The sequence below is a fragment of the Frigoribacterium sp. CFBP 13712 genome, assembly GCF_014842255.1.
Classification (GTDB): Bacteria; Actinomycetota; Actinomycetes; order Actinomycetales; family Microbacteriaceae; genus Frigoribacterium.
On sequence record NZ_JACYVH010000002.1, the window covers coordinates 221,334 to 237,059 of the forward strand.

At 70.6% G+C, this 15,726-nt stretch carries 14 protein-coding genes and 2 riboswitches; of the genes, 9 read left to right on the forward strand and 5 right to left on the reverse strand.

The annotated features are described in order from the left end of the window. Position 1: 1 nt before the first annotated feature. From IFT51_RS04685 to IFT51_RS04695, 3 genes are all read right to left on the reverse strand, one after another. Complete coding sequence (locus tag IFT51_RS04685; RefSeq protein WP_192059701.1) at positions 2-1,123, reverse strand: DUF2092 domain-containing protein; 1,122 nt, start codon at positions 1,121-1,123, stop codon at positions 2-4. 203 nt (positions 1,124-1,326) lie between these two features. Beyond that, entirely contained in the window at positions 1,327-1,638 is a 312-nt protein-coding gene (locus tag IFT51_RS04690; RefSeq protein ID WP_192059703.1) for an antibiotic biosynthesis monooxygenase, read from the reverse strand. 61 nt (positions 1,639-1,699) lie between these two features. Next, positions 1,700-2,182 (reverse strand): FBP domain-containing protein, encoded by a 483-nt coding sequence (locus IFT51_RS04695; protein WP_192059706.1) that lies wholly within the window; start codon positions 2,180-2,182, stop codon positions 1,700-1,702. A gap of 102 nt (positions 2,183-2,284) precedes the next feature. On the opposite strand from IFT51_RS04695, the gene IFT51_RS04700 reads away from it, so the two are divergent. Further along, complete coding sequence (locus tag IFT51_RS04700; RefSeq protein WP_192059708.1) at positions 2,285-3,196, forward strand: putative protein N(5)-glutamine methyltransferase; 912 nt, start codon at positions 2,285-2,287, stop codon at positions 3,194-3,196. On the opposite strand, the gene IFT51_RS04705 is transcribed toward IFT51_RS04700, so the two are convergent. Beyond that, positions 3,178-3,600 carry a hypothetical protein gene (locus IFT51_RS04705; RefSeq protein ID WP_206758085.1) on the reverse strand — a complete coding sequence of 141 codons (423 nt, stop codon included), beginning with the start codon at positions 3,598-3,600 and terminating at the stop codon, positions 3,178-3,180. The two genes, IFT51_RS04700 and IFT51_RS04705, sit on opposite strands and share 19 nt — an antisense overlap. A gap of 110 nt (positions 3,601-3,710) precedes the next feature. Between IFT51_RS04705 and IFT51_RS04710 the strand changes: the two genes are divergently transcribed. The 4 genes from IFT51_RS04710 (at position 3,711) to gcvP (ending at position 9,126) form a co-directional block, all read left to right on the forward strand. Further along, positions 3,711-4,160, forward strand: a complete 450-nt coding sequence (locus IFT51_RS04710; RefSeq protein ID WP_192059712.1) for an SseB family protein — start codon at positions 3,711-3,713, stop codon at positions 4,158-4,160. A gap of 72 nt (positions 4,161-4,232) precedes the next feature. Then, positions 4,233-4,336: riboswitch (glycine riboswitch) on the forward strand. A 1-nt stretch (position 4,337) separates the two neighbouring features. After that, a riboswitch (glycine riboswitch) is annotated at positions 4,338-4,433 on the forward strand. Positions 4,434-4,538: 105 nt separating this feature from the next. Continuing rightward, positions 4,539-5,753, forward strand: coding sequence for a glycine cleavage system aminomethyltransferase GcvT (gene gcvT / locus IFT51_RS04715; RefSeq protein WP_192059714.1), 1,215 nt, complete (start codon positions 4,539-4,541; stop codon positions 5,751-5,753). Positions 5,754-5,815: 62 nt separating this feature from the next. Continuing rightward, positions 5,816-6,193, forward strand: coding sequence for a glycine cleavage system protein GcvH (gcvH, locus tag IFT51_RS04720; RefSeq protein ID WP_192059716.1), 378 nt, complete (start codon positions 5,816-5,818; stop codon positions 6,191-6,193). A 104-nt stretch (positions 6,194-6,297) separates the two neighbouring features. Next, on the forward strand, positions 6,298-9,126 hold the full coding sequence (gene gcvP / locus IFT51_RS04725; RefSeq protein ID WP_244636961.1) for an aminomethyl-transferring glycine dehydrogenase: 2,829 nt from the start codon (positions 6,298-6,300) through the stop codon (positions 9,124-9,126). 55 nt (positions 9,127-9,181) lie between these two features. On the opposite strand, the gene IFT51_RS04730 is transcribed toward gcvP, so the two are convergent. Then, entirely contained in the window at positions 9,182-9,967 is a 786-nt protein-coding gene (locus IFT51_RS04730; RefSeq protein WP_192059721.1) for a CPBP family intramembrane glutamic endopeptidase, read from the reverse strand. A 235-nt stretch (positions 9,968-10,202) separates the two neighbouring features. On the opposite strand from IFT51_RS04730, the gene IFT51_RS04735 reads away from it, so the two are divergent. From IFT51_RS04735 to IFT51_RS04750, 4 genes are all read left to right on the forward strand, one after another. Continuing rightward, complete coding sequence (locus IFT51_RS04735; RefSeq protein ID WP_192059723.1) at positions 10,203-11,828, forward strand: ABC transporter substrate-binding protein; 1,626 nt, start codon at positions 10,203-10,205, stop codon at positions 11,826-11,828. Between the two features lie 148 nt (positions 11,829-11,976). After that, positions 11,977-12,906, forward strand: coding sequence for an ABC transporter permease (locus tag IFT51_RS04740; protein ID WP_055794476.1), 930 nt, complete (start codon positions 11,977-11,979; stop codon positions 12,904-12,906). Then, positions 12,896-13,852, forward strand: a complete 957-nt coding sequence (locus IFT51_RS04745) for an ABC transporter permease (RefSeq protein ID WP_192059725.1) — start codon at positions 12,896-12,898, stop codon at positions 13,850-13,852. Before IFT51_RS04740 ends, IFT51_RS04745 begins: the two co-directional genes overlap by 11 nt. Beyond that, on the forward strand, positions 13,849-15,606 hold the full coding sequence (locus IFT51_RS04750; protein ID WP_192059727.1) for an ABC transporter ATP-binding protein: 1,758 nt from the start codon (positions 13,849-13,851) through the stop codon (positions 15,604-15,606). The genes IFT51_RS04745 and IFT51_RS04750 overlap by 4 nt, the downstream gene beginning before the upstream one ends. Positions 15,607-15,726 lie beyond the last annotated feature (120 nt).

Below are 15,726 nucleotides of genomic sequence, written 5' to 3' on the forward strand. Positions count from 1 at the left end.
GTCACTCGGCGGGTGCCGACGCGACCGCCGCCCGCAGGGTCTCGGCGTCGACGGCGCCCACGAAGACGCGCCCGTCATCGCCGAGGTAGATCGAGACGAGGGAGGTCTGCAGCACCCGGCCGCCGTCGACCCGGGTCATCACCTGGTCGAGCAGGGCCGACCGGTCGCCCTGGTCGCCGCCCGAGGCCGATCCGTCGGCGGGGGCGGACCCGGCGACCGACGTCGCGCCGTCGAGACCCACCACGGTCGACCAGCCCGAGCCGATCACCACGGGCTCGGCGTGCTCGCCGCCGTGCGCCTCCCGGCCCTCGGCGGGCGCGGCGACCTCGGTCACGGTCGCGTCTGCCGGGGGAGTGAACTCGAAGACCGAGGAGGCGGGGGTCTCGAACGACACGGAGGTCAGGGCCACCGAGATGGCCGGGTCGTCCTGCCCCCGCGCGTCGACGGTCACGGCCAGCGGCACACCCGTCTCGGCGTCGACGGTGAGGGTCGCCCGGGCGACGAGCGTGTCGGCGTCGTCGGGGGTCAGGACGACCCGGTACGCGTCGCGACCGGCGACGGACACGTCGTCGGAGCTGGTGACCGTCGTGGTGTCGCCCACGGCGTCGAGGACGGCGTCGGCGAGCTCGGACGGTGTCTGCGGCACGGCCGTGCCGTCGGCCAGGGTGTCGGGCAGGTCGCGGGACGACGCGTCGGGCAGCGTGGTGTGCGTGGCGTCTTTCGAGGTCGAGTCGTACGACCACAGGTCGCGGCCATCCCGGATGACGTCGCGCTCGGAGAGGTCGTCGACCACCTGCACGCGCTGTCGCGCCTCACCGTCGACGAAGACCTGGGCGGTGTGGCTGCCGGTCAGCATCTCGAGCGCATCCGAGGTCGACTCGCCGGTCGACGAGCCGCCCTGCAGGGACGAGGGGATGTCGGGCAGCCCGAGGTCGGACGTCTGCTCGACCGTGCCCGAGAAGGCCACGCCCGAGCTGCCCGCCGCGAGTGCCAGCACCTGCTGAGGGGTCTTGTCGGGCAGATCGACGTCGGCGCTGGCCGCCATCGAAGGGACGACGATGCCGGCGGCGATGACGGCCACGGGGATCGCGGCGGCGGGGATCCAGCGTGCTGACTTCTTCATGACGATCGGGCCTCTCGCATCGGACCGCGGGCGGGTCGACGACTGGGCGGCAGGCTACGCGTGAACCCTGGAGATGACTGGCAGACGCGACACCGGTGGTTCGACGTCGAGACAGGCCATCCGGGGACGAGGCCGAGGCGGGCGTCGACGGTCGTGCCGACGTCCGGCTCGCCCGCTGCCGACACCGGTGTCGCCCAACTCCCTTACAGCTCGACGACCTCGAACTCGAGCAGGTCGGCACCGGTCGCGACGGGACCCCGCGGGGCGTCGCCCGACCCCTCGGGGCGAGCGTGCGCGGCCTTGGCGCCGTTCGCCGCCCAGGCCAGGAAGTCGTCTTCGCTGCGCCAGGTGGTCACGACGAAGTAGCGGTCGTCGCCCTTGACCGGGCGCAGCAGCTGGAAGCCCTCGAAGCCCTCGGCGCCGTCGACCGAGTGCTTGCGCGCGGCGAAACGCGACTCGAGCTCGGAGCCGGACCCCTCGGGGACGTGGATGGCGTTGATCTTGACGACGGACATGACTGCTCGCTTTCGTGGGGGATGGGTCGGGGATGAGGGCGGGACGGCCGGAGGCGCCGCCTCAGGCGGTCTTCATCACAGTGGCGGTGAAGCCCTGCACGCGGTCGCTCAGCCCGGCGGCGCGACGCTCGATCTGCTCGGGCGGGTTCAGGTGCGGCGGTGCGATGCGGATGAGCAGCGAGCAGGCGAGGTCCTCGCAGATGTAGGTGCCGAGCGTGCTGCCGTTCAGGCCCGCCTCGCCGGCCTTCGGAGCGGTGAAGAGCCGCACCTGCGTCGCCGGCTGCGGCGAGTGGCAGAGCGAGCACATCGCGGCGATGCCGGGGCGCAGCGACGAGGTCGACGAACGGACGACGAGCCCGACGGGGCGGTCGGCCATCCAGTGGACGATGTAGCCGCGGTGATGGGCCTGCGGGTCGCGCCACCCCAGGAACTCCCGTTCGGACCACAGCATCTCGTGCAGCCCCGGGATCGGCAGGCGGTCCAGGTCGCCGGGCTGGGCGTTGACGAACGACTCGCGGATGTCGGACTCGGTCAGCGGCTTCATGGTCTCCTCAGTGCCTGGGTGCCTCGGTCCCGCCACCCTACGCGGCGCCCCCGACACCGCCGTGACACGGGCCACGCGGTCGCACGGTCGTAGCCTGGGGCCATGACCGAGGCCGAGGCGATGCGCCTGCTGGTGGCGCGCCTCCGGGACGCCGGCTGCGTCTTCGCCGAGGAGGAGGCGGCGCTGCTGACCGAGGCGGCCGCCGACCCTGCCGACCGAGCCGACCCCGCCGACCCCGCCGACCGTGCCGACCCCGCCGACCGAGCCCGCCCGGTCGACCCCGGCACCCTCGAGGGGCTCGTGCGCCGACGCGTCGCCGGCGAACCCCTCGAACAGGTCGTCGGTTGGGCCGAGTTCGACGGCCTGCGGCTCGCCGTCGCGCCCGGTGTCTTCGTGCCCCGCCGGCGGACGACCGCGCTGGCCCGCCGGGCGTCGGCCCTGGTGCCCCGGGGGCGACCGGCCGTCGCGCTCGACCTCTGCTGCGGGGTGGGGGCCGTGGCCGCCGTCCTCCTGCGCGACCATCCCGGTCTCTCGCTCGTCGCGTCCGACCTCGATCCGGTGGCCGTCGGATGCGCCCGCGCGAACCTCCCGCCGGGCTGCGACGTGGTCGTCGGCGATCTCTTCGACGCCGTGCCCGCCCGGCTCCGAGGTGCCGTCGACGTCCTGACGGCCAATGCGCCGTACGTGCCGACCGGAGCGCTCCCGACCCTGCCGCCCGAGGCGCGCCTCCACGAGCGGGTCACCGCACTCGACGGCGGACGCGACGGTCTCGATCTGCACCGCCGGATCGCCCAGGAGGCGCGGGTCTGGCTCCGCCCCGCGGGGTCGCTGCTGATCGAGACGAGCGCGGCTCAGGCCGCCGCCGCCGTGGACCTCCTGACCGCAGGCGGTCTCGACGCGCACAGCGAGTACGACGTCGAGCACGAGACGACGGTCGTCGTGGGCGTGCGACCGCAGTCGGATGCCGCCGGCGGTCGGACGATGCCGTCAGCGGGTCAGATGTCGACCGGGTAGACGCCCTCGACGACGGGGGACTCCGGGGTGCCCGACACCTCGCAGCTGAAGGCGGCCTCGATGCGCCCGTCGGCGGTGTGGCCGTAGCGCACCTCGACGACCGCGCCGGTGGCCGAGTCGCGGACGTCGTCGTCCTCGTAGCTCCACACGTCGTCGAGGAACGGGACGTCGGGGTACTCGGCCGCGACGGCGTCGACGCAGGCGTCCCAGGCCGGCGGGGCCTCTCGCGTCGGCGCCGTGGCCGGGGCGGGGGGAGTGGTCGTCGGGATCGGCGTGCTCGACGCGTCGGCCCCCGTCGTGGCGAGCCCGGAGGTCTCGGCGGCGCCGGGCTCGGACGTCGGGGTGGCGCACCCGGCGAGGGCGAGGACGAGAGCGATGCTGCTGACGAGCAGGGGGGCGGCCATACGGGGCACGAGCGCTCCTCGAGGGATGACGGGCCGCCACGGTGGCAGGCTTCGAGGGTCAGGATACCGTCACGGAGTCGTTACGGAGGTTCTTCGGGCAAGGTGGACCGATGACCGCTTCAGAGAACCGTGAACCGACCGCACTCGAGCAGGCCATCGCCAAGGGCCAGGCGGGCGAGGGCGACATGAACTCCGTGCTCGCCGAGTTCGTGAACGCCGAGATCGTCGTCCCCACCGCCGTCCAGGCGGAGGAGTCGCTGAACGAGCTGCAGCCCGTGCTCTTCGATCGCGAGGGCACGCCCATGCTCGCCGCCTTCACGCACGCCGACATGATCGGCGACCAGGTGAGAGAGGTGGCGGCGCACTCCGCGACGATCCACGCCGCCGAGCTCGTCCAGGCCATCCCGCCGCAGACGGGACTGGTCGTGAACCCCGGCAACCCCGAGGGCTTCGAGATGCTGCCCGAGGGCGTCGCGCAGCTCGCCGACGACGTCCGCGAGCTCGTGGCCGCGCACCAGGCCGACGAGACCGCGGCGACCGATCGGCCCGCCGGCGCCTGAGCGTCTCGACCCCGAAACCTGCTCGTCACACGCCGGCTGTAGGCTGAGCGCCACAACCGAACATCGGGCCACGAACACGTCGCGGGAGAGCCCCGGTGCGCATCACATGCGCCGACCGGGCACCGAAGGAGCAAGCTCCCCGCCAATCTCTCAGGTACGCGTACCGCGACGGACTGGCCACTCTGAAAAGCAGGAGCGCCTCTCGGCGACTCCTCGCCCACGGTGAAAGTCGACCCGCGTCGGCGAAGCTCTCAGGCCCATGACAGAGGGGGAGCCCCGCACGACTCCGGTCGGGCGGGGCCCACCCCCGTCGTGCAGGCGCTGCACGGCATGCTCCCGGTCGAGACAGCTCGAGGCCGGGCCGTCCTCAGGAGTCAGATGTCCGACGCAGCCTCGAACCTGCCCGCCGCCCCGGGCCCCACCGACGCCGACCTCGTCGACGCCGAGCTGGCGGACGCCGACCTCGTCGACGCCGACCCGGCCGACGTCGACGACGAGCGCTTCAGCCCGCTCCACGAGATCCACGTCGCCGCGGGCGCCTCGTTCACCGACTTCGCCGGGTGGCAGATGCCCGTGCGCTACAGCTCGGATCTCGCCGAGCACCACGCCGTCCGCACCGCGGCGGGTCTCTTCGACCTCTCGCACATGGCCGAGATCGCCGTGGTCGGACACGACGCCGGCGTGTTCCTCGACCAGGCGCTGGCGGGCACCCTCTCGACGATCGCCGTCGGTCGGGCCAAGTACTCGCTGCTCCTCGCCGACGACGGCGGGATCGTCGACGATCTCGTCGTCTACCGGCTCGACGAGCACGACTACCTCGTCGTGGCCAACGCGGGCAACCGGGAGGCCGCGTTCGGCGCGCTCGCGACCCGCGCCTCCGGCTTCGACGTAACGGTCGACGACGAGAGCGACGACACCGCTCTCGTCGCGATCCAGGGTCCCGAGGCGGAGGGCGTCCTCGACGCGCTCATCAGCGGCGACCGTCTCCAGCCCGACGCGCCGCTCTCGACGCTCCGGTACTACCGGGTGCTGCAGGGCACCTTCGACGACGCCCCCGTCCTGATCGCCCGCACCGGCTACACCGGCGAAGACGGCTTCGAGCTCTACCTCGCGCCCGAGTCCGCCGCCGACCTCTGGACGGCGCTCGCCGAGGCGGGAGCACCCCGGGGCGTCGTCCCCGCCGGTCTCGCCAGCCGCGACACGCTGCGACTCGAGGCGGGCATGCCGCTCTACGGCCACGAGCTCGGTCGCGACGTGCGCCCCGCCCAGGCGGGTCTCGGCCGCGTGGTCGACACCTCGAAGGACTTCGTGGGCCGCTCCGGTGTCGACCCGGCGCCCGGCGCCCGTGTGCTGGTGGGTCTGACCCTGCCGGGTCGTCGCGCGGCCCGCGCAGGCTACCCCGTGGTCACCGACGACGGCACCGTCGTGGGCGAGATCACGAGCGGCGCGCTCTCGCCGACCCTGGGGCACCCCGTCGCCATGGCCTTCGTCGATCCCGACGTGGTCGACCGCGGCCCGGCCCTCGCCGTCGACGTGCGGGGGACGCCGATCCCGGCGACCGTCGTGCCCCTGCCGTTCTACAAGCGCTCCTGACCCTTTCGCGGGCCGACGGCCCGCGCGCCCCGCACCTCATCCCCCTCTCGAAAGGCCTCGGCATGACCGACCTCACCTCGCTGCACTACACCGCCGAGCACGAATGGCTGCTCATCGACGGCGACACCGCCACCGTGGGCATCACCGACTACGCGGCCGAGAAGCTCGGCGACGTCGTCTACGTCGACCTGCCGTCCGCGGGCACCGAGGTCGAGTCCGGCACCGTCGTCGGCGAGATCGAGTCGACGAAGTCCGTGGGCGAGCTCTTCGCCCCCGCGCTCGGCACGGTGCTCGAGATCAACGACGCCGTCGTCGACAGCCCCGATCTGGTCAACAGCGACCCGTTCGGCGACGGCTGGCTCATCAAGATCACCCTGGCGTCGACCGACCGCGTCGGCCTCCTCTCGCGCGACGAGTACGTCGCCCTCACGGCCGAATGACCGGCGGGACGACCTCCGGGTCGGTGTTCGGAGACTGGGCCGGTCGTGCGGCCGGCGGATTCGTCGACCGCCACATCGGCACGACGCCGTCCGATCAGGCCGCGATGCTCGCCGTCGTCGGGCACGACAGCGTCGAACGGCTCGTCCGGGCCGCCGTCCCCGACAGCATCCACACGTCGGCCGACGCGGGCGGCACGCTGCCCGCACCGGTGGGCGAGACGGAGGCGCTGGCCGAGCTGAGACGACTCGCCGACCGCAACCGCCCCTCCCGCACGCTCCTGGGGCTCGGTTACTACGACACCGTCACACCCGCGGTGATCCAGCGCAACGTCCTCGAGAACCCGAGCTGGTACACGGCCTACACGCCCTACCAGCCCGAGATCTCGCAGGGGCGGCTCGAGGCGCTGATCAACTTCCAGACGATGGTCTCCGAGCTCACCGGTCTGACCACCGCCAACGCCTCCATGCTCGACGAGGGCACGGCCGTGGTCGAGGGCATGCTGCTCGCCCGCCGCGCCTCGAAGGCGAAGAGCGACGTGTTCGTCGTCGATGCCGACGCGTTCCCGCAGACCAAGGCGCTGCTCGCCGGTCGTGCCGCGGCCGTCGGCATCGAGCTGGTCGAGCTCGATCTGACGGGCGCCGATGCGGCCGAGGTGCCCGAGTCGTTCGGGCTGTTCGTGCAGTACCCCGCGGCGACCGGCGCCGTCCACGACCTCGCGGCGATCAGCGAGGCCAGTCACGCCCACGGCGGTCTCGTCGTCGTCGCGGCCGATCTGCTCGCGCTCACCCTCCTCACCCCTCCCGGCGAGTTCGGGGCCGACGTCGCCGTCGGGACGAGTCAGCGCTTCGGCGTGCCCATGGGCTTCGGTGGTCCGCACGCGGGCTACATGGCGGTCCGCACCGGTCTCGAGCGGCAGCTGCCCGGGCGCCTGGTCGGGGTGTCGCAAGACGTCGACGGGCGGCCGGCCTACCGGCTGAGCCTGCAGACCCGAGAGCAGCACATCCGTCGCGAGAAGGCCACGTCGAACATCTGCACCGCCCAGGTGCTGCTGGCCGTGATGGCCTCGATGTACGCCGTCTACCACGGCCCCTGGGGGCTGCGGCACATCGCGTCGCGGGTGCACGCTCACGCGGCCGACCTCGCCGAGGCCATCGCCGCCTCCGATCTCGAGCTCGAGAACGACACGTTCTTCGACACGCTGCAGGTCTTCGTGCCGGGCCGGTCCGCCGAGCTCGTGGCCGCGGCCCGCGGGCGCGGCTACCTCGTGCACGCCGTCGACGCCGACTGCATCCGGCTGTCGTTCGACGAGACGACCACGCGCGACGACGTCGTCGCGGTCGCCGAGGTGCTGGGCGTCGAGATGCCCCCCGGAAAGGGCGGCGACGGCCCGTCCGGACTCCCGGAGGCGCTGCTGCGGACGAGCGACTACCTCACCCACCCGGTCTTCCGCACCCACCGCAGCGAGACCAGCATGATGCGGTACCTCAAGCACCTCGCCGACAAGGACTACGCCCTCGACCGCGGAATGATCCCGCTCGGCAGCTGCACCATGAAGCTCAACGCGGCCACCGAGATGGCGGCCGTGACCTGGCCCGAGTTCGCCTCGGTGCACCCGTTCGCGCCGGCGGAGGACGTCGAGGGCTACCTCGACCTCGTCGGTCAGCTCGAGGGCTGGCTGGCCGATCTGACCGGTTACGACACGGTGTCGCTGCAGCCCAACGCGGGCAGCCAGGGCGAGCTCGCGGGTCTGCTGGCGATCCGCGGGTACCACCTCGCGAACGGCGACGCCGCGCGCACGGTGTGCCTCATCCCGCAGAGCGCCCACGGCACCAATGCGGCGAGTGCGGTGCTCGCCGGCATGAGGGTCGTCGTCGTCGCCTGCGACGACCGGGGCAACGTCGACCTCGACGATCTGCGGAAGCAGGTCGCGGCCCACGCCGACGATCTCGCGGCGCTGATGATCACCTACCCGTCGACCCACGGCGTGTACGAGCACGACATCCGCGACATCACCGACGCCGTCCACGAGGCGGGCGGCCAGGTCTACGTCGACGGCGCGAACCTCAACGCCCTGCTCGGGTTCGCCAAGTTCGGCGAGTTCGGCGGCGACGTCTCGCACCTGAACCTGCACAAGACGTTCTGCATCCCGCACGGCGGCGGCGGGCCCGGTGTCGGACCGGTCGCGGCCAAGGCGCACCTCGCGCCGTTCCTGCCCGGCCACCCGATGGCGCAGCAGGCCGACCGACGCACCGGGGCGGCCGCGGCGGCGCCGGGGGAGCGACCGGCCCATGCCGGCGTCCCGGTGTCGAGCGCCCCGTACGGTTCGCCGAGCATCCTGCCGATCAGCTGGGCCTACATCCGCATGATGGGCGACGAGGGGCTCGTGCAGGCCACCGGCGCGGCGGTGCTCGCGGCGAACTACGTCGCCGTGCGACTGCGTGAGCACTACCCGGTGCTGTACTCGGGTGAGGGCGGGCTCGTCGCGCACGAGTGCATCCTCGACCTCCGCCCGCTCCGCGACGCGACCGGCGTGACCGTCGACGACGTCGCCAAGCGACTCGTCGACTACGGGTTCCACTCGCCGACGATGTCGTTCCCCGTGGCGGGCACGCTGATGGTCGAACCCACCGAGAGCGAGGACCTCGCCGAGATCGACCGGTTCGTCGACGCCATGATCGCGATCAAGCACGAGGCCGACGAGATCTCGTCGGGTCGGCACGCCGTCGAGGACAGCCCGCTGCGGGCCGCCCCCCACACGGCCGAGTCCGTCATCTCGGGCGAGTGGACGGCCGGTTACAGCCGCGACGAGGCCGTCTACCCGGTCGACTCGCTCAAGCGCGCGAAGTACTGGCCGCCGGTCCGTCGCATCGACCAGGCGTGGGGCGATCGCAACCTGTTCTGCGCCTGCCCGCCGGTCGAGGCCTTCGCCTGATCCGACCGACCTGCGCCCGGGTCCGCGCTCGCCGCTCGGACCCGGGCGTCGGCCGTCAGGAGGGAAGTCCGAAGAACGCGGGGAACGTCGCCGCCGCCCACGGGTAGCCGATGAAGACCGCCGAGTCCATCACGACGTGTGCCACCACGAGCGGCAGGATGCGCCCGAACCGGGCGTACAGCCATCCGAACACCAGGCCCATCACCACGTTGCCGACGAACGCGCCGAACCCCTGATAGAGGTGGTACGTGCCGCGCAGCAGGGCGGCCGCGACGATGATCGTCCACGGACGCCAGCGGAGATCGGTCAGGCGCGCGAAGAGGTAGGCCACGACGATGACCTCCTCCGTGAGTCCCGCCCGGAGCGCGGAGAGCACCAGCACCGGGACGGTCCACCAGTGCTCGCCGAGGTCCGTGGGCACGACCGTCACCGTCAGGTCGAGAGCCTTGCCGACCAGGTACAGGCCGATGCCGGGGATCCCGATCGCGAGGGCGAGCCCCAGGCCGCCGAGCACATCGCGTCCGCTGCGCGAGAAGTCGACGCCGAGGCGCGCCAGGTGAGGGCGGCGGCCCTGCCAGAGCAGGTAGGCGACCAGCGCGACGGGCACGAGGTCGACGACCACGGCGAGCACCTGGTAGACGAGGTCGAACACGGCGCGATCGCTGAGCGACGAGTTGAGGGTCGCGGTCTGCTGCGACAGGCTCGTGGGCTGGGTGAGGCGGTTGACGATCGACACGAGCGAGTACACGGCGGAGGCGCCGAGCGACAGCCCGAGCACGATCGCGATCTCGACCCGGAGGCGCGAGCGGCTGGGCAGGTCGACCGCCGGTTCGAGAGGCATGGCCGGATAATACCTGCCACGTGTCTGATTTCTCGCAACGGAAACCTGCGCAGATGAGGGGCTTGACGCAACGATCCGTGTGTCGGCGCAACGATCCATCGAATTGGTTTCCGTCGTGTAACCGTTCGCCCTGAGGTTTGGAGAAGCCTGAAAGAGGTGCCTAGGGTCGTCTTCATCCAACGTGGCACGACTCATGGGGAGTCGTGCTGCGTCCTTTCTTGCATCAGGAGGAACATTGAAGAAGACGCGCATGGGCCTCGGGTCCGTCGCCGTCGTGGGGGCGGCAGCACTCGTCCTCACCGGCTGCTCGAACGGCGGTGACTCGGGCGACGCCGCTCCCTCGGGCAACGCCGACGCCATCATCACCACGAACGGCAGCGAGCCGCAGAACCCGCTGGTCCCGTCGAACACCACCGAGACCGGTGGCGGGAAGATCATCGACTCGATCTTCGCCGGCCTCGTCTCGTACGACGCCGAGGGCGCCACCGAGATGGACGTCGCCGAGTCCATCGAGTCCGACGACAACCAGCTCTGGACCGTCAAGCTCAAGGAGGGCCAGACCTTCACCGACGGCACCCCCGTCACCTCCGAGTCCTTCACGAAGGCCTGGAACTGGGCCGCGCAGATCAGCAACGCGCAGAGCGCCTCGTACTTCTTCGACAACATCGAGGGCTACGACGCCGAGGCCGACAGCGACCTCTCGCTCGAGGTCGTCAGCGACACCGAGTTCACGGTCATGCTGAACGCCCCCGAGGCCGACTGGCCCCTGCGTCTCGGCTACTCGGCGTTCTCGCCGCTGCCCGAGTCGTTCTACGACGACGTCGACGCCTTCGGCGAGAGCCCCGTCGGCAACGGCCCCTACAAGCTCGAGAGCGCCGACGCCTGGACCCACAACCAGGACATCAAGCTCGTCACCAACGAGGACTACGACGGTCCGCGCACGCCCGTCAACGGCGGCCTCACCATCACGTTCTACACGACGCAGGACGCCGCGTACTCCGACGTGCTCTCGGGCAACCTCGACATCCTCGACCAGGTGCCGGACACCCAGTTCGCCTCGTACGAGAGCGACTTCCCGGAGCGCTTCGCGAACCAGCCGGCCGCGATCTTCCAGTCGATCACCATCCCGCAGTACCTCGAGCACTTCGACGGCACGACCGAAGAGGGCAAGCTGCGTCGTGCGGCGATCTCGCTCGCGATCAACCGCGGCGACATCACCGACGTCATCTTCCAGGGCACCCGCACCCCCGCCAAGGACTTCACGTCGCCCGTCATCGACGGCTACTCCGAAGACCTCGACGGCTCGGACGTGCTCGACTACGACGCCGACCGCGCCAAGGAGCTCTGGGCTCAGGCCGAAGAGATCGCCCCCTACGGCGACACCACCTTCACCATCGCCTACAACTCCGACGGCGGACACCAGAACTGGGTCGACGCCGCGACGAACAGCATCGCCGACACGCTGGGCATCAAGGCGGCCGGAGAGCCGAAGCCCACGTTCGCCGAGCTCCTCGACCAGGAGGACAACGACGCCATGACCGGCGCCTTCCGTTCCGGATGGCAGGCCGACTACCCGTCGCTGTTCAACTTCCTCGCGCCGCTGTACCAGACCGGTGCCGGTTCGAACTACGGCCGTTACACGAGCGACGAGTTCGACGGTCTCCTGAGCGAGGGCGCCGCCTCGACCTCCGTCGACGACGCCAACGCGAAGTTCCAGGAGGCGCAGGAGGTCCTGCTCACCGACCTCCCCGTCATCCCGCTGTGGTACTCGAACGTGACCGGCGTGTGGGCCGACACGGTCGAGAACGTCCAGTTCGGCTGGAACTCCGTCCCGCTGTTCTACGAGGTCACCAAGCAGTAAGGAACGCATCCGATAGAGGCTCCGGCCTCGTTCAGAACTGCCGAGGGGTCCGGGCGGGTTATCCTGCTCCGGGCCCCTCGGTGGGCGTCCACCACTCTCTCTCCATGATTGCGACATCCATGCACGCGCAGAAAATCGAGGCGGCCTGATGCTCTGGTACACCGGCCGGCGCCTCCTCCAGCTGATTCCCGTCTTCTTCGGGGCGACCTTCCTCATCTACTTCATGGTGTTCGCCCTCCCGGGCGACCCGATCGCCGCCCTGTTCGGCGAGAAGCAGCCGAGCCCCGCCGTCATCGAGGCCATCCGGGCGCAGTACAACCTCGACAAGCCGTTCATCGTGCAGTACCTGCTCTACATCGGCGGTCTGTTCACGGGTGACCTGGGCACGACGTTCTCCGGTCGCCCCGTCATCGACGAGCTCGTCCGGGCGTTCCCGATCACGTTCCGTCTCGCCATGCTCGCTCTCCTGTTCGAATCGATCGCCGGGATCGTCGTCGGCCTCTACGCCGGCCTCCGCAAGGGCAAGATCTTCGACAACAGCGCCCTCGTGGTCTCGCTGCTGCTCATCTCCGTGCCGACGTTCGTCATCGGTTTCGTCCTGCAGTACGTCTTCGGCATCCAGCTGGCCCTCTTCCGGACCACCGTCAGCTCGCAGGCTCCGTGGAGCGAGCTGGTGCTGCCCGCGATCGTGCTCGCCTCGGTGTCGTTCGCGTACATCGTCCGACTCACCCGCGCCTCCGTCGCCGAGAACATGAGCGCAGACTTCGTGCGCACGGCGACGGCGAAGGGCCTCACCCGTCGACGGGTCGTCGGGGTGCACATCCTCCGCAACTCGCTCGTGCCCGTCATCACCTACCTCGGCGTCGACATCGGATCGCTGATGGTCGGTGCGATCGTCACCGAGGGAATCTTCAACATCCAGGGCGTCGGTGGCACCGTCTACCGGGCCATCCAGCTCGGCGAGGGGCCGACCGTCGTGTCGTTCGTCGCGGTGATGGTCATCATCTTCATGCTGGCCAACCTGCTCGTCGACCTGCTCTACGCCGTTCTCGACCCGAGGATCCGCTATGCCAAGTAACACGACACCGGGCCTGTCGCCCGACCACTACGTCGCCCCGCTCGACGAGACCCCGCTGAAGGCCGTCGACGCCGTCGACGAGACCGAGAAGCCCCGCTCCAGCTGGAACGACGCGTGGGACGCCATGAAGACGCGCCCCCTGTTCTGGATCTCCGCGGTGCTGATCCTGTTCGTGATCGTCGTGGCGCTGTTCCCGCAGCTCTTCACGAGCACCTCGCCGACCTCCGGCGCCAGCCTCCCCGACAGCAACGGACCGGCCGAGTCCGGGCACCCGATGGGCTTCACGCTGCAGGGGCTCGACGTCTACGCCCGTGTCGTCTACGGCACCCGGGCCTCGTTGACCGTGGGCCTGCTGGCCACGGTCCTCGTGACCCTGGTGGGCATCGTCATCGGCTCGCTCGCCGGCTACTACGGCGGCTGGCTCGACGCGCTCGTCTCGCGTCTCGGCGACATCTTCTTCGCCATCCCCACCGTGCTCGGCGCCATCGTGCTCATGTCGGTCCTGCCGTCGCGCACCCCGCTGACGGTCGCCCTCGTGCTGTCGCTCTTCGCCTGGCCGCAGATCGCCCGCATCATGCGCGGCTCGGTGCTCGGCGCCAAGAGCAGCGACTACGTCATGGCCTCCGCCGCGCTCGGCGTCTCGCGCTTCCGCATCCTGGTCAGGCACGTCATCCCCAACGCGATCACTCCCGTGATCGTCGTGGCGACGGTCTCGCTCGGCACGTTCATCGTCGCCGAGGCCACCCTGTCGTTCCTCGGCATCGGCCTGCCCGGCACCGTGATGTCGTGGGGCAACGACATCAACGCCGCCCGCGCCTCCCTGCGGGTCGCCCCGATGCCCCTGATCTGGCCGGCGGCCGCCCTCTCGGTGACCGTGCTGTCGTTCCTCATGATGGGCGACGTCGTGCGCGACGCCCTCGACCCGAAGGCGAGGGCCCGTCGATGACCTCCACCTCCACCCGTCCCGAGTCGGCGAGCACCGCCTCCTCGGCGACCCCTCTGCTCGAGATCAAGGGCCTGAAGATCGGGTTCAAGACCCAGTCGGGCTACGTCGACGCCGTCCGCGGCGTGGACTTCACGATGATGCCGGGCGAACGTCTCGCGATCGTGGGCGAGTCCGGCTCGGGCAAGTCGACCACGGCCACGTCGATCATCGACCTGCTGCCGGGCGCCGGCGAGGTCACCGGGGGGCAGATCCTCTTCGAGGGCAAGGACCTCACGAAGGCGACGCCCGCCGAGATGCAGGCCATCCGCGGTCGCGACATCGGCTACGTGCCGCAGGACCCGATGTCGAACCTCAACCCGGTCTGGAGCATCGGCTTCCAGGTCGAGGAGGCCATCCGCGCCAACGGCGTGGCCACCGGCAAGCAGGCGGTGCGCGATCGCGCGATCGAGGTGCTGAAGGAGGCGGGGCTCGGCGACGCCGACCAGCGTCTGAAGCAGTTCCCTCACCAGTTCTCGGGCGGCATGCGCCAGCGTGTGCTGATCGGGATCGGCCTCTCGTCGCGCCCGAAGCTGCTGATCGCCGACGAGCCGACGTCCGCGCTCGACGTCACCGTGCAGCGGCGGATCCTCGACCACCTCGAGACCCTGACGCGCGACTACGGCACCTCGGTGCTCTTCATCACGCACGACCTCGGTCTCGCGGCCGAACGCGCCGAGAAGCTCGTCGTCATGTACAAGGGCCAGGTCGTCGAGTCGGGGCCGTCGAAGGAGATCCTGGCGAACCCGCAGCACCCGTACACGCAGCGTCTCGTGGCCGCGGCTCCGAGCCTCGCCAGCCAGCGCATCCAGTCGAGCATCGCGCCGACGCACACCAACGACGTCGAGATCTCCGACGAGGGCGCCGACGACGCCGAGCTGATGAAGCGCGCGCACCAGCGCGAAGAGCTCGGCAAGCGGAACGCGTCGTACATCCAGGTCGAGAACCTCACCAAGCTGTACAAGATCCGTCAGGGCGGCTTCAAGACGACCGAGCTGCGGGCCGTCGACGACGTCTCGTTCTCGATCCCGCGCGGCACGACGATGGCGCTGGTGGGCGAGTCCGGCTCGGGCAAGTCCACCGTGGCCAAGCTGGTCCTCCAGCTCGAGTCCATCACCTCGGGCACCGTCGCCATCGACGGGAAGAGCGTCGGGGCCCTGAAGGGCAAGGAGCTCTTCGACTTCCGTCGTCGGGTGCAGCCCGTCTTCCAAGACCCCTACGGCTCGCTCGACCCGATGTACAGCGTCGGCAACACGATCGCCGAACCGCTCGTCACCCACGGCATCGGCGACCGCAAGAGCCGCCAGCAGCGTGTGCACGAGCTGCTCGATCAGGTGTCGCTGCCCGTCTCGATGGTCAACCGCTACCCGGGCGAGCTCTCGGGCGGTCAGCGTCAGCGCATCGCCGTCGCCCGGGCGCTCGCGCTCAAGCCCGACGTGATCGTGCTCGACGAGGCCGTCTCCGCGCTCGACGTGCTGGTGCAGGGCCAGGTGCTCGACCTGCTCACCGACCTGCAGACGGAGCTGGGGCTCACCTACCTCTTCATCACCCACGACCTGGCCGTGGTCCGCCTCATCGCGGACAACGTCTGCGTCATGCAGAAGGGACGCATCGTCGAGGCCGGCACCACCGACGAGATCTTCGCGAACCCGGCGCAGCAGTACACCCGCGAGCTGCTCGAGGCGATCCCCGGCGCGAACTTCGAGTTCGGCCGGTAGTCGACCCGCGCCTCCTCGTCAGGGGCCTCTCCACCGTTCCGACAGGGGCGGGGGAGGGGCCCTTTACCACGTGCCGTAGACTGTCGTCGCCGGGCTCTGTCCCGTGCATCTCCCCCTCCG

Excerpts from the sequence above, each read along its gene's own strand:
- IFT51_RS04700 (WP_192059708.1), top strand. The coding sequence starts at position 2,285 with ATGACCGAGGCCGAGGCGATGCGCCTGCTGGTGGCGCGCCTCCGGGAC.
- IFT51_RS04685 (WP_192059701.1), bottom strand. The coding sequence starts at position 1,123 with ATGAAGAAGTCAGCACGCTGGATCCCCGCCGCCGCGATCCCCGTGGCC.
- IFT51_RS04690 (WP_192059703.1), bottom strand. The coding sequence starts at position 1,638 with ATGTCCGTCGTCAAGATCAACGCCATCCACGTCCCCGAGGGGTCCGGC.
- IFT51_RS04740 (WP_055794476.1), top strand. The coding sequence starts at position 11,977 with ATGCTCTGGTACACCGGCCGGCGCCTCCTCCAGCTGATTCCCGTCTTC.
- IFT51_RS04750 (WP_192059727.1), top strand. The coding sequence starts at position 13,849 with ATGACCTCCACCTCCACCCGTCCCGAGTCGGCGAGCACCGCCTCCTCG.
- gcvT (WP_192059714.1), top strand. The coding sequence starts at position 4,539 with ATGTCCGACGCAGCCTCGAACCTGCCCGCCGCCCCGGGCCCCACCGAC.
- IFT51_RS04705 (WP_206758085.1), bottom strand. The coding sequence starts at position 3,600 with ATGGCCGCCCCCCTGCTCGTCAGCAGCATCGCTCTCGTCCTCGCCCTC.
- IFT51_RS04695 (WP_192059706.1), bottom strand. The coding sequence starts at position 2,182 with ATGAAGCCGCTGACCGAGTCCGACATCCGCGAGTCGTTCGTCAACGCC.
- IFT51_RS04710 (WP_192059712.1), top strand. The coding sequence starts at position 3,711 with ATGACCGCTTCAGAGAACCGTGAACCGACCGCACTCGAGCAGGCCATC.
- gcvP (WP_244636961.1), top strand. The coding sequence starts at position 6,298 with ATGCTCGCCGTCGTCGGGCACGACAGCGTCGAACGGCTCGTCCGGGCC.
- IFT51_RS04730 (WP_192059721.1), bottom strand. The coding sequence starts at position 9,967 with ATGCCTCTCGAACCGGCGGTCGACCTGCCCAGCCGCTCGCGCCTCCGG.
- gcvH (WP_192059716.1), top strand. The coding sequence starts at position 5,816 with ATGACCGACCTCACCTCGCTGCACTACACCGCCGAGCACGAATGGCTG.
- IFT51_RS04745 (WP_192059725.1), top strand. The coding sequence starts at position 12,896 with ATGCCAAGTAACACGACACCGGGCCTGTCGCCCGACCACTACGTCGCC.